Raw genomic sequence first — 13,075 nt, 5'->3', positions numbered from 1 at the left:
TTGCGTCTTGATAAATTTCTTAAAGTCTCCCGGCTCATCAAGCGCCGGACATTGGCAAAAGAGGTGGCCGGCCAGGGGCGCATTATTGTTAATGGCAGCCCTGCAAAGGCATCAACGGTATTGACGGTTGGCGATGAATTAGTGATTCAGTTTGCCCAGAAAGTTTTGACACTTGAAGTGACATCTTTAAAAGACACCACAAAAAAAGGTGAAGCGGAAAACTTATACAAGGTGATCAATGAAGAGAAAGTGAATTAGGTTCTACACTTGTCCCTCCTGTCATAAAGTAATAGTGACAAGGAGGGTGAAGTGAATGAATCATTATGAACAACCGCCCATTAACCGGACGGAGGTAAACCACACTGTTAAAATCGATAACCGGAAAGATCTGGAGATAACCGGTGTTAAGGAAGTTGACAGTTTTGACAATGAAGAATTTCTGCTTGAGACACAGATGGGCTATTTGATTATCCGCGGGCAGAACTTGCAATTGAAAAATTTAGATGTTCATGAAGGTCTCGTCACAATTCAAGGCAAAGTGTACGAGCTCTCCTATGTTGATGAACATTACCAGGAGAAGGCTAAAGGATTCTTTAGCAAGCTATTCAAATGACGCTGAGTGTACAGTTTATAACGATGATTTCCATGACGGCCGGAGGGTTTTATCTCGGGTTGGCATTGGATACATTCAGACGTCTTGCGATTTACTGGCGTCAGCGTGTGGTTCTGAAATACTTCATGGAAATCAGTTTCTGGCTAACCCAGACATTGCTGTTATATTATGTGTTATTTCGGGCAAACAGCGGTGAACTGCGTTTTTATGTATTTCTCGCTCTTTTATTAGGATTTTCCATGTATAAGGCATTGGCAGCGAATGTCTATAGACAGCTAATGGAACATATTATCCGGGTTATAGCAGCTGTTTACCGCTTTATGGAAAATTTATTTATAAATGTCATAATAAAACCGCTAAAGTTTATCCTTCAGATGGTTATTGCCATCGTGGTTTTTACTGCAAAATTGTTGTGGAATTTGACCCGCTATATCGTTATCATTATATTTACCCCGGTTTTGTGGCTTCTTAGGCGGACTTTTCGGATATTTCCTGAAACAATTCAAAAAAAAGTACACAAAGTTGCAGGATTTTATAGTACAATAAAGAATAAATGTAAGAAATGGCTAACCGATCGCTATTCTAAAAGGAGGTAGAATCAGTGCCGTTCAAGAAGAAAAATGTGGAGCGATTAGACTCAAATTATATGCAGCAATATGATGCTTACATAGAACGACAAAAAAGAAAAAAACAGCGTCTCATGCGCCGTCTTGTTTTATTTTCTATTGCAGCGGCGATCGTTTTTGGCAGTTTGACTGTCTATCATTTCAACCAGCGTGCCCTTCATGCGGAAAAAGAGGAGCAGTACGAAGAGCTTCAAAATGAGATGGCGACACTGGAACAAAAGGAAAAGAATCTGAAGGAAGAAATTAGTTTGCTTAATGATGAGGAATATGTGTTGGATATTGCCCGGACGAACTATTTTTTCTCAAAAGAAGGCGAGTTAATTTTTAATATTCCTGAAGAAGAGCCCTCTTATTGACACACTTTTACAATACTGGCTATAATATATAAGAAGTATACTTTTTTAAAAATCTAAGGAGGAGCACTTTTTTTATGTCAATCGAAGTAGGCAGCAAGCTGCAGGGAAAGGTAACCGGCATCACTAATTTTGGGGCATTTGTTGAAATTGAGGAAGGCAAGACAGGGCTTGTCCACATTAGTGAGGTTGCCGATAATTATGTAAAAGACATTAATGAGCACTTAAGTGTCGGTGACGAGGTCACTGTCAAAGTGATTAATGTCGAAAAGGATGGCAAGATTGGTCTTTCCATCAAGAAAGCGAAGGATAAGCCGCCACGTCAGCGGAATAATCGTCAACGTTCAGAATCGTTTGAGTCGAAAATGAACAAATTTCTCAAAGACTCCGATGAACGTCTGGCCTCTTTGAAGAAGCACACGGAATCCAAACGCGGAGGTCGAGGTGCTAAAAGAGGATAGCAGTTTGCTGTCTATGAAAAATTGATAATAGTGCGTGTTCAAAAAGGAGGATAAAAAGGACCGAGAAGTTCGAGGCGGCGAAGCTCCCGGTACCGGAACGTATGCATTTAATACGTGAGGAACGGAAAAGCAAGCCAACTAGAAACACCGAAGTGTCATTTTTACCGGACTTTTTGAACAACCTCTAATAAATTCCCCAATAGAATGGCCTGCACCGTGCAGGTCCTAACAGAATCGGATATTAATGGCAATACACATCCCGCACATATCCTTCTTAGTTTTATTTTGCAGGCTTTGAAGTGCGGGTTTGACTGCATAAAAAAACAGGTGCCCGCGTTAAATCGCTGCACCTGTTTTTTGTGTTTACAGAGGAAAATTGGATATAAAAAAAGAAATCGGTAAAAGCCGATTTCTTTTATCTCTTAATAGCGGCGGAGGGGATCGAACCCCCGACCTTACGGGTATGAACCGTACGCTCTCGCCAGCTGAGCTACACCGCCAAAATTAGTCACAAAAAATATAATACAACACGATAGGCATTTGTGTCAACGAAAAATTTTATCAGCTTTTTCTAAAAGGTGGCTTTTGCCGCAAAATCCGTAAAAACTGCGAGAGTTAAAGAGGAGCAAAATTTACGGAAAAGAGCCTTATTGAGCCTTATATACAAAAAGGTACATTAGTAAACAGAATACGGAACCGGATGTAGAAAATCGCTTGTCCACTTAGAAACCAGTCGAACGATTTTTTGGACTCGCCCTGTTATTTTGACAAAAAAACAATGCATCATATGTTTTAATGTTTTTCAAGAGGGAGTGGTACAGTATGATTAATTCAGTTCCAGGAGTGGAATCCAAAACACTCGTGCAGAAAAAAGGTACACTGAAAAAATATCGTAGGCACTTATCAGCACAGATAAAAACATTGCTATTTGAAAAAGGATGGCTTTTTTTTCTTGTCGGCTTTTTACTTGGACGGGCTATTATACTATCAGTCGTTTCACCATTTGCTGTCGCCTTTCTGGCAGCTATATGGATGATACATAGGGACAAGGCCCCTAAAGTTATGCTGGCTGCACTTGTCGGGGCGTTGAGTTTCTCTGTAACACATGGGGCTTTTATAGTGCTTGCCATGATCTCGTTCGTTTTATTGGCCGGGCTATTTAAAAATGCTGAAAAACAGCACCTACTCATACCGCTGTTTGTATTTTTATCAACCGTATCACCCAGGATTTTTATGTATTCAATATGGGGGCAGCTTTCGTCATATGAGTGGATGCTTTTACTCGTTGAGGGTGTCTTGGGAACTGTCCTGGTATTAATCTTTATGCAAAGCATTCCATTATTATCACCTCAACGTTTCAAACCCACATTAAAAAATGAAGAAATTGTATGTCTGATTATACTGATTGCCTCCATTCTCACAGGCACTATCGGCTGGGAGTTATATAATGCCTCGATTGAACAGGTTTTTTCCCGGTATTTTGTCTTGCTGCTCGCTTTTGTGGGCGGTGCGGCAATAGGCTCAACTGTCGGTGTTGTTGCGGGGCTTATATTGTCGCTTGCCGATGTGGCCAATCTGTATCAAATGAGTCTGCTTGCATTTTCCGGGCTGCTTGGTGGTCTGCTTAAAGAAGGCAATAAAGTCGGGGTCAGTTTCGGTCTTTTAGTTGGAACGTTTTTGGTTGCCATCTATGCTGATGCGGCAAGCATCGTACCATCATTTACAGAAACATCAATTGCGATTGCTTTGTTTTTGCTGACACCGTCTGGTTGGATCAAAAAATTATCACGCTATATTCCCGGAACCGAGGAACATACGCATGAACAGGAACAGTATTTGCAAAAAGTCCGGAATGTGACAGCCAAACGGGTTGAACAGTTTTCCGGTGTGTTTGAAGCTTTATCGAAAAGTTTCTCCTCGGCAGAAGATATGAAAGAAGACGGTGTGAATGCCAGACGCGAAACCGACTACTTCCTCAGCCAGGTTACCGAAAAGACATGCCAGTCCTGTTTTATGAAAGAGCGATGCTGGCAACAGCAATTTGATAAAACCTACTCCCTGATGGATGATTTAAAGGAAGATTTGTCTGAAGGGAATGAGCCAAACCGCAAATCGTTACGAGATTTCGAAAATCATTGTGTCAAATCGCGGAAAGTTCTCGATGTAATGCGAGAGGAAATTTCCTTTTTCGAAGCCAATAAGAAGCTGAAGAAACAGGTGGTGGAAAGTAAACGGTTCGTATCAGATCAATTGCAGGGTGTATCGGAAGTCATGGATGATTTTGCCAATGAGATACTCAAGGAACGCGAGCATCATGAAAAACAGGAAATGCAAATTATGAATACATTGAAAAATATGGGGATTGTACTGGAGAAACTTGACATTTACAGGCTGGAAAAAGGAAATGTCGATATTGAGATGACACTGTCTTTTTATGATTACCGCGGGGAAGGTGAAAAACTGATAGCGCCGGTTTTATCCGATATTCTAAATGAAATGATTATCGTGAAAAAAGAAGAAGTATCCCCTTTTCCAAATGGTTACTGTCAATTGGTGTTTGGTTCGGCAAAAGAGTATGTTGTCGATATCGGCATCGCCAACGCAGCTAAAGGAGGCGGTCTGGTTTCAGGAGACAGCTATCGGACGATTGAACTGGGGGAAGGCAAATATGCGATGGCTATCAGTGATGGAATGGGCAATGGCAGCCGTGCAAATGAAGAAAGTGAGGAAACGCTGAGATTACTCCAGCAGATTCTGCAGACGGGGATTCCTGAAAGCGTTGCCATCAAATCAATCAACTCCATTCTGTCGCTGAGGACAACTGATGAAATGTATGCAACATTGGATCTTGCAGTGATTAACCTGCATAATGCAGCTATTAAATTTCTGAAGATTGGCTCAACACCAAGCCTGATTAAACGTGGCGATGAGATTATTAAGATCGAAGCGAGCAATTTGCCAATGGGAATCATTCAGGAGTTTGATGTGGATATTGTTGGAGACCAATTGAAATCAGAAGATATTTTAATCATGATGAGTGATGGCATTTTGGACGGGCCCAAACATGTTGAAAATATTGATATGTGGCTGAAACGAAAAATCCGCAATATGCAGACCGATGACCCGCAGGAAATAGCTGATTTAATATTGGAAGAGGTCGTCCGGACAAGAAGCGGGCTAATTGAAGACGACATGACCGTCGCTGTGGCCAAAGTGATTAAAAACGCACCGCAATGGACATCGATTCCTATTTATACAGACAAAGCACAGTAATGCTCCCTTTTGTGACCATTCATAAAGCAATACAAAATCAAGCAGGACGTGGTGCCGCTATTCAGCGGTATCCGGCTGTTTTTTTTGCGTGGTTGCTTCCAATCTTCCGTGTATATTGTCCAGACTTTATGGCGAGAATGGTAGTGGATGTAAGGGAGGAATGTCAGGTGAAAAAAGGGACATTAAAACAGATATTGCTGATAACGGACGGCTGTTCAAATAAAGGTGAAGATCCTGCCGTAACGGCTGCCCTTGCAATGCAGCAAGGGATGACCGTAAATGTCATTGGAATTCTTGAGGATGATCAGACAGAAAGCCCGGATGGCTTACAGGAAGTTGAAGACATTGCTTCCTCCGGGGGCGGCATCAGTCAGCTTGTTTATAAACAGGCACTTGCAGAAACTGTCCAAACCGTTACCAAACAGGCAATGACACAAACGTTACAAGGCTTTGTCAACCAGGAACTGAAACAAATTCTTGGCCCTGAACAGAGCCTGGAAGAAATTGAACCGGAAAAACGAGGCGAAATTATGGAAGTTGTGGAAGACATGGGCGAGACATGCGATTTGGAAGTACTGGTGCTGACAGATACAAGTGCAAGCATGTATGATAAGCTTCCGACTGTTAAAGAAGCATTGATTGATTTGTCGATCAGTTTAAATGCCCGCATTGGCCGCAACCGATTTTCTATTTTCAGTTTCCCGGGAAAGCGTAAAGATATTGACAACGTATTGGATTGGTCTCCTAAACTTGATTCGATTTCAACGATTTTTCCAAAATTGACAAGCGGAGGAATTACACCAACGGGACCGGCCATTCGCGAAGCTATTTATCAATTTGGCAAAAAAGGCTTATTGGAAAACATGAGGGATGAAGATGGACCAGGCATGGAAGAAACAGGGCATTAGCATAAGACCGGGAACTGTCGTGACTGGTAAATGGCATCAGCATCGTTATGTGATCAAACGAAAGCTGGGCAGCGGTGCAGTTGGCACTGTCTATTTATGTGAACGAAATGGTAAATATGCAGCCTTGAAGATTAGTGAAAACAATACATCTATGACAGTGGAAGTGAACGTTTTAAAATCACTTGCGAAGGTCCAAGGCAGCCGTCTTGGTCCTTTTTTGCTGGATGTTGATGACTGGGAAGTTTCACGTCATAATAAGTTTACCTTCTACGTGATGGAATATCTGGAAGGAGAGTCCATGCGCAGTTTTATCAGCCGGCATGGCCATGAATGGATCGGTATCTTCATGCTGCAATTGCTTGATGACCTTGCGCATTTGCATCAAGCGGGCTGGGTTTTTGGTGATTTTAAGCCAGAAAACCTGGTCGTACTTTCACATCCTCCGAAAGTACGCTTCATCGATGTCGGCGGCACAACACAAATGGGCAGAGCGATCAAAGAATATACCGAATTTTATGACCGTGGCTATTGGGGACTTGGGTCAAGACGGGCAGAACCGGGCTATGATTTGTTTGCATTCGTAATGGTTATTTTAAATATATATTATCCAAAACGGTTTGAAAAAGGCTCAAACCCAAAAACCACGTTATTTAAAAAGCTTAATGACACAAAACAGCTGCGCTTATACAGAGATTGTCTGAAAAAAGCGCTTATAGGCAACTATCAATCAGCCTCAGACATGCGACATGAGCTATTACACAAAATTAAGAAAGTTCGCGGCCAAGACTGGTCAAAAAGACGTTCAAACCTTCCGACAGGCGTATCACTTTTGTCAGAGGTTGCCGGGACGGCGTTTGTGGCACTTTGCTATTACGTTTTTTCCTTGTTTATTCCATAATGCGTTTTTGGATGATGACACTTTGTCATATGGTGAAATTGTGGTAGAATAAAAGGCATGATGTTGGGGAATTTTTTTCCTTGAAGAGGTAGTTCAAAAAGTCCGGTAAAAATGACACGTCGGTGTTACTAGTTGGCTTGTTTCTCCGCTCCTTGGAAAAGAAGTACGCTTTTCCTTCGTGCGATGTAAATTCGGAGAAGTTTTTCTGTGCTCGAAACTGCGCCGCCTCAAACTTCTCGGTCTTTTTTATCCTCCTTTGAACTCGCAATTGGACAGAAAGGAATTCCGATGGAAAATACAGTACGCGCATTCATTAATCGTCATCAGCTGATAAAAGAAAACTCAAATGTCTTAATCGCGGTCTCAGGCGGTCCTGATTCCATGGCGCTGCTTCATTTTTTTTGGCGTATCAGGAGTGTTTGGAACTTGCGCCTGATCGTTGTCTCAGTTGATCATCAGCTGCGTGGAGATGCGTCACTGGAAGACGTTGAGTATGTCAGAGAAATGTGCTGGAGTAGGGATGTTGAATTTATCAGCACCTCATTGGATGTGCCGGCTTATAAACATGAGAGACATCTGGGAACCCAGGTTGCCGCCAGAGAGCTTCGTTATCAATTTTTTGCTGAACAGATGAATACATACAAAGCGGATTATCTTGCGCTTGGACATCACGGTGATGACCAGGCAGAAACAATGCTGATGAGCTTTGCCCGCTCAGCCACCGCCAAGTCATTGGCGGGGATTCCATTGAAACGCGATTTTGCATCAGGACAAATCGTTAGACCATTGTTATGTGTCACGAAGGAAACGATTGAACGCTATTGCAACGACCATGGCATTACCCCCAGAAGAGATCCGTCAAATGAGGAAGACATATACACACGGAACGATTTTCGGCACAATATACTTCCCTTATTAAAAGAAAAGAATCAGAATTTACACCGAACACTTCAGCACTTAAGTGGGTCACTTCAGGAAGATGAGGCGTTTCTGCAGCAGGAAGCGATAAAGATGGCAAAACAGGTTATCGTTTTCGGTGATTCGAAAACGGACGTCTCTTTTCAAATCAATACATTTAAGGCTTTTCCGCGTTCTTTACAAAGACGTTGCTTTCATCTAATATTGAATTATCTGTACAATGAAACTTCGGAGACTATTTCGTATGTACATGAGGATCAATTTTTTAAAGTCCTGGAAACTGATCATGGTCACATTGAAATTGATTTTCCAGATCGTTTAAAGCTTGAAAAATCATATCAGACCATGTCATTTTACTTTTTGAACGATCAGATACAATCCTCTTCATATCATAGGGTCATGGATCTCCCCGGAAAAACTGTGCTGGCTAACGGCATGGTCATTATCTCGGATATTATCAGCGAGCCTGACTTACAGGGGGAAAAGGTTTATGTCTGCCGTGAAGATGCGATCGCACTCCCGCTGCATATCAGAACCCGCAAAGCAGGGGATCGCATGAGATGGAAAGGGTTAAATGGCAGCAAAAAAGTGAAGGACATTTTTATCGATGCAAAAATCCCATTAAATGAAAGGGATAAATGGCCGGTCATAACTGATAATAATGGTGACATCTTATGGTTGCCTGGTTTGAAAAAGGGTTGGCCGCCCGGAAAGGCTGAAAACGGGAATTATATTCAATTAAAGTACGGGATGGAGGAAAAGCATGCACAACGATATTGAAAAGGTATTGATTTCTGAAGATGACATTGCTGCCAAATGTGCAGAGCTTGGTGAGCAGCTCACCAACGACTATGACGGAAAGTTCCCTTTGGCGATCGGTGTTTTAAAAGGGGCGCTGCCGTTTATGTCAGATATCTTGCGGCATATCAATACACACCTGGAAATGGATTTTATGGACGTATCAAGCTACGGGGGCCAAATGCGTTCTTCAGGTGAAGTAAAGATTGAAAAAGACTTGGACACAAAGGTTGAAGGCCGTGATTTACTGATTATTGAGGATATTATTGACAGTGGCCTGACATTAAGCTATTTGGTGGATTTATTTAAATATCGAAAAGCGAATTCCATCAAAATTGTTACGCTGCTTGATAAACCAACCGGCCGGACATCGCATATAAAAGCAGATATCGCCGGCTTTGAAGTACCCAATGAATTTGTTGTTGGCTACGGGTTGGATTATCAGGAAAAATACCGGAACTTACCTTATATTGGCGTGCTTAAGCCGGAAATTTACAGTGGGAAATAAACTTAATGGAGAAAGTGATATAACGTCACAAAAACGTCATATATTTCTGTTGAGGCGTGAAACATATAAATGCCGCATCACGAATGCTGTTAACCTTGAAAAGGTAAGTACAATTAGTTGTGTTTGTTCTTTTTAATATGGTACTATTATTTGTAGTTTTTCCCGCTTGGGAGGAGGTAAGGAATGAATCGGATATTTCGTAATGTCATATTTTATTTATTAATATTCTTAGTCGTCATTGGCGTCATAGGAGTATTCAATGGACAGAATCAAGAGAGAGAACAATATGATGTCCAGCAATTCATGAATCAATTAAACAGTGGAGAAATCGATGAAATGACGATGCAGCCGGCTAACGGCATCATGCGTATCACCGGAAGTTTAAGCGGCGGTGAAGAGTTTGTAGCTCAGGTTCCTGATACGACAGATATTGTCACGCAGGTTACTGAGCAAGCTCAGGAGCAAGCTACACTTAATGTAGCAGAAGAGGAGCAACCAAGCGGCTGGGTTACATTTCTGACGACGATTATTCCATTTCTTATATTAGGACTGTTTTTCTTCTTTATTCTGAGCCAGGCACAAGGCGGCGGTGGCGGCCGTGTGATGAACTTTGGCAAGAATAAAGCAAAAATGTACTCAGAAGAAACGAATAAGGAAAAAGTCCGGTTTAAAGATGTAGCCGGAGCAGATGAGGAAAAGCAGGAACTCGTGGAAGTTGTTGATTTTCTGAAAGATCCGCGCAAGTTCGCATCAGTCGGAGCACGTATCCCTAAAGGGGTTCTCTTGGTAGGGCCTCCAGGGACAGGTAAAACATTGCTTGCCCGTGCTGTGGCAGGGGAAGCAGGAACGCCATTCTTCTCAATCAGCGGTTCTGACTTTGTTGAGATGTTTGTAGGTGTCGGTGCATCCCGTGTACGTGATTTATTTGAAAATGCCAAGAAAAATGCACCGTGTATCATATTCATTGATGAAATTGATGCTGTCGGACGTCAGCGTGGTGCCGGTCTCGGCGGCGGTCATGATGAACGTGAACAGACATTGAACCAATTGCTCGTTGAAATGGACGGCTTTGGTGTCAATGAAGGCATAATTATCATTGCGGCAACCAACCGTCCGGATATTCTTGACCCGGCCTTGTTAAGACCGGGACGTTTTGACCGTCAGATAACAGTTAACCGTCCGGATGTTAAAGGACGTCAGGAAGTACTGAAGGTTCATGCAAGAGATAAACCATTGGATGATTCAGTAGATCTTAAAACAGTTGCGATGCGTACACCAGGCTTTTCCGGTGCTGATCTGGAAAACCTGTTGAATGAAGCAGCCCTTGTAGCTGCACGCTTTGATAAGGAAAAAATCGATATGGTGGATGTCGATGAAGCGATTGACCGGGTTATCGTCGGCCCTGCTAAGAAAAGCAAGGTCATTTCCGAGAAAGAACGTAACATCGTTGCCCACCACGAAAGCGGCCATACCATTATCGGTAAGGTTCTGGAGAATGCGGATGAAGTTCATAAAGTAACGATTATCCCGCGTGGGCAGGCTGGCGGTTATGCTGTCATGCTGCCGAAAGAAGACCGCTCGTTCATTACAAAGCCTGAATTGTTCGATAAGATTACTGGTTTATTGGGCGGCCGTGTAGCTGAAGAAGTTATGTTTGGCGAAGTGAGTACCGGCGCCCATAATGACTTCCAGCAGGCAACTAACATTGTACGTAAGATGATTACCGAATACGGTATGAGTGATAAGATTGGTCCGCTGCAGTTCACAAGCGGCGGCGGAGAAGTTTTCCTTGGCCGGGACATTCAGAACGAACAGAATTACAGTGACACGATTGCATATGAAATTGATCAGGAAATGCAAAACTTCATCAATTATTGCTATGATCGTGCCAAGCAAATTCTTACCGAGAATAAAGATAAACTTGAATTAATGGCTCAAACCTTACTTGAAATTGAAACACTTGATAAGGGACAGATTAAGTCACTGTTTGAAGATGGTGTGCTTCCTGAGCCTGAAGAAGATGACAGCCCAGCGGCTGGAACAACGGATTCAGAAAAACAGGATGAAGATGTAAAAGTTAACATCCAATCCAAGCAAGGTGAAGAAGCTGAGCCTAAATCATATGAAGATGCCAAGTCAAAGGCCGAAGAAAAGCGCAGACAAGAAGAAGAGGAACAAGACGACCAAGAAGAAGACGAAAATAATCAAGATAAACCTTCTGACTCGGATGAAAAGAAAGACTGATTCGTATAAGCAAAAAGCCTCTCATGGAAATGAGAGGCTTTTTGTATGTCTCTTTTCGTAAATTTGGACTTGCTTTAGTCCTTCGCTGTTGATGTAAACTGCGACACAGTGAAAATTCTCCCATTCTGATTATCGTTAAGTGCTTAAATGCGCTTCGGCAATAAAACCCGCTTCCCATGGGCACGGCCTCAGCCTCCTCAGAAAGCAAAGACCGCTTTCTTGCGGGGTCTTCGGACACGTGACTGTTCTGACCTGAGTCTTCGTATATTGCCTGCGCTGGAAATGGCTCACCGCAGTTTTATTTGTTTATATAGGAAAATAAATGTTAATAACCATTCACACCAGCAGCTGAAATATGTGAGACTCCTGTGGGACAGCGAGCCAAAGAGACCCCACAGTGAGCGGTTTTTGCGAACGAGGAGGCTCGTGGTGAGCCCACTCAAAAGCTGAGAAATTCTGAGCTGCGTCGTCAGGAAGCTTCCCTATATAATCAAACGAGACTTTATTCCGGAGTTTATGGATTTTGTGTCAAAAGCAACAGCCTTTAATAAAAAAGAACTGTTGAATTCAAGTTTTTCTTGTTCTTTCCAAGCATCGTTTTATGCTATAGTAAAAAGATAGAAAAGGTATAGGAAGGTTTGGTCATAAATGCTTTTTGTGCTTGATGCCGGAAATACAAACACCGTTCTTGGTGTTTTTAAAGACGATACATTAGTCCATGAATGGCGCATTAAAACAGACCGGTATAAAACCGAGGATGAGTTTGCTGTTCTTATTAAGTCATTATTAGAACATGAAGGCATTTCGTTTTCGGATATTGACGATGTCATTATTTCCTCTGTTGTGCCCCCAATGATGTTTTCTTTGGAAAAAATGTGCACAAAATATTTTCATTTGCAGCCAATGGTCATTGGAAAATCCTCCGTCAATTCTCATTTGAACATGGTGTATCCGAACCCTGAGGAAATTGGTGCTGACAGGATAGTAAACGCGGTTGGTGCAATTGAGGAATACGGGGCGCCGTTAATTATTATTGATTTTGGAACGGCAACGACCTACTGTTATATTAATAATGAGAAAGCTTATTATGGCGGTTTGATTGCTCCTGGCATTTTGATATCAATGGAAGCACTCAATAGCAAGGCTTCGAAACTGCCTAAAATTGAGATTCAACCCCCGGTAATGTTATAGGAAAATCAACAGTTGAAGCGATGCAGTCTGGCGTTTTCTATGGATATGTTTCACAGGTGGATGGTACAGTCAATCGGATGAAGCAGGAAATGGGAGCCGATCCAACAGTCATAGCTACCGGCGGATTGGCGTCACTATTTACTGAGGCCTCTGAAACGATTGATTACGCTGATAAGATATTGACGTTAAAGGGACTTCACCTGATTCACAAAAAGAATAAGCAGCTGAGAGATTCGTAACATTAAGTGTCCAAATGGTATTATTGAGCATCTTTTACAAGGAGA

At 42.3% G+C, this 13,075-nt stretch carries 11 protein-coding genes, 1 tRNA gene and 1 pseudogene; 12 read left to right on the top strand and 1 reads right to left on the bottom strand.

Features of this window, described 5'->3' with window-relative positions; translation table 11 throughout:
- The 5 genes from AOX59_RS13190 to AOX59_RS13170 all read left to right on the top strand — a co-directional run bounded on the left by AOX59_RS13190 (position 1) and on the right by AOX59_RS13170 (position 2,053).
- A complete protein-coding gene (locus AOX59_RS13190; RefSeq protein WP_068448345.1) occupies positions 1–258 on the top strand; it encodes an RNA-binding S4 domain-containing protein in 258 nt (85 codons plus the stop codon).
- Positions 259–313: 55 nt separating this feature from the next.
- Positions 314–613 carry a sporulation protein YabP gene (yabP, locus tag AOX59_RS13185; protein ID WP_068446198.1) on the top strand — a complete coding sequence of 100 codons (300 nt, stop codon included), beginning with the start codon at positions 314–316 and terminating at the stop codon, positions 611–613.
- Positions 610–1,209: a spore cortex biosynthesis protein YabQ gene (gene yabQ, locus AOX59_RS13180; protein ID WP_068446196.1), complete on the top strand. Its 600-nt coding sequence runs from the start codon at positions 610–612 to the stop codon at positions 1,207–1,209. Before yabP ends, yabQ begins: the two co-directional genes overlap by 4 nt.
- Positions 1,210–1,214: 5 nt before the next feature.
- A complete protein-coding gene (locus tag AOX59_RS13175; protein ID WP_156418701.1) occupies positions 1,215–1,595 on the top strand; it encodes an FtsB family cell division protein in 381 nt (126 codons plus the stop codon).
- Between the two features lie 74 nt (positions 1,596–1,669).
- Complete coding sequence (locus AOX59_RS13170) at positions 1,670–2,053, top strand: S1 domain-containing RNA-binding protein (protein WP_068446194.1); 384 nt, start codon at positions 1,670–1,672, stop codon at positions 2,051–2,053.
- A 426-nt stretch (positions 2,054–2,479) separates the two neighbouring features.
- On the opposite strand, the gene AOX59_RS13165 is transcribed toward AOX59_RS13170, so the two are convergent.
- Positions 2,480–2,553, bottom strand: a tRNA-Met gene (locus AOX59_RS13165).
- Between the two features lie 322 nt (positions 2,554–2,875).
- Here AOX59_RS13165 and spoIIE point away from each other — a divergent pair.
- The 7 genes and pseudogenes from spoIIE to AOX59_RS13130 all read left to right on the top strand — a co-directional run bounded on the left by spoIIE (position 2,876) and on the right by AOX59_RS13130 (position 13,030).
- Positions 2,876–5,326, top strand: coding sequence for a stage II sporulation protein E (gene spoIIE / locus AOX59_RS13160; protein WP_068446193.1), 2,451 nt, complete (start codon positions 2,876–2,878; stop codon positions 5,324–5,326).
- 167 nt (positions 5,327–5,493) lie between these two features.
- Positions 5,494–6,234, top strand: coding sequence for a vWA domain-containing protein (locus AOX59_RS13155; RefSeq protein WP_068446190.1), 741 nt, complete (start codon positions 5,494–5,496; stop codon positions 6,232–6,234).
- The gene (locus tag AOX59_RS13150; protein WP_156418700.1) at positions 6,203–7,132 is read left to right on the top strand and encodes a protein kinase domain-containing protein; all 930 of its coding nucleotides are present in this window, start codon (positions 6,203–6,205) and stop codon (positions 7,130–7,132) included. The genes AOX59_RS13155 and AOX59_RS13150 overlap by 32 nt, the downstream gene beginning before the upstream one ends.
- A 288-nt stretch (positions 7,133–7,420) precedes the next feature.
- Entirely contained in the window at positions 7,421–8,830 is a 1,410-nt protein-coding gene (gene tilS, locus AOX59_RS13145; RefSeq protein ID WP_068448341.1) for a tRNA lysidine(34) synthetase TilS, read from the top strand.
- Positions 8,814–9,356 (top strand): hypoxanthine phosphoribosyltransferase, encoded by a 543-nt coding sequence (gene hpt / locus AOX59_RS13140; RefSeq protein ID WP_068446186.1) that lies wholly within the window; start codon positions 8,814–8,816, stop codon positions 9,354–9,356. Before tilS ends, hpt begins: the two co-directional genes overlap by 17 nt.
- A 183-nt stretch (positions 9,357–9,539) precedes the next feature.
- On the top strand, positions 9,540–11,600 hold the full coding sequence (gene ftsH / locus AOX59_RS13135) for an ATP-dependent zinc metalloprotease FtsH (protein WP_068446184.1): 2,061 nt from the start codon (positions 9,540–9,542) through the stop codon (positions 11,598–11,600).
- A 648-nt stretch (positions 11,601–12,248) separates the two neighbouring features.
- Positions 12,249–13,030: pseudogene (locus AOX59_RS13130) on the top strand (type III pantothenate kinase).
- Positions 13,031–13,075 lie beyond the last annotated feature (45 nt).

The sequence above is a fragment of the Lentibacillus amyloliquefaciens genome (genome assembly GCF_001307805.1).
In the GTDB taxonomy this organism is placed as follows: Bacteria; Bacillota; Bacilli; order Bacillales; family Amphibacillaceae; genus Lentibacillus; species Lentibacillus amyloliquefaciens.
Note: the sequence above shows the minus strand (reverse complement) of the source record. Positions and strands in the feature narration are given on the sequence as shown.

Excerpts from the sequence above, each read along its gene's own strand:
- tilS (WP_068448341.1), top strand. The coding sequence starts at position 7,421 with ATGGAAAATACAGTACGCGCATTCATTAATCGTCATCAGCTGATAAAA.
- spoIIE (WP_068446193.1), top strand. The coding sequence starts at position 2,876 with ATGATTAATTCAGTTCCAGGAGTGGAATCCAAAACACTCGTGCAGAAA.
- AOX59_RS13150 (WP_156418700.1), top strand. The coding sequence starts at position 6,203 with ATGGACCAGGCATGGAAGAAACAGGGCATTAGCATAAGACCGGGAACT.
- hpt (WP_068446186.1), top strand. The coding sequence starts at position 8,814 with ATGCACAACGATATTGAAAAGGTATTGATTTCTGAAGATGACATTGCT.
- ftsH (WP_068446184.1), top strand. The coding sequence starts at position 9,540 with ATGAATCGGATATTTCGTAATGTCATATTTTATTTATTAATATTCTTA.
- yabQ (WP_068446196.1), top strand. The coding sequence starts at position 610 with ATGACGCTGAGTGTACAGTTTATAACGATGATTTCCATGACGGCCGGA.
- yabP (WP_068446198.1), top strand. The coding sequence starts at position 314 with ATGAATCATTATGAACAACCGCCCATTAACCGGACGGAGGTAAACCAC.
- AOX59_RS13170 (WP_068446194.1), top strand. The coding sequence starts at position 1,670 with ATGTCAATCGAAGTAGGCAGCAAGCTGCAGGGAAAGGTAACCGGCATC.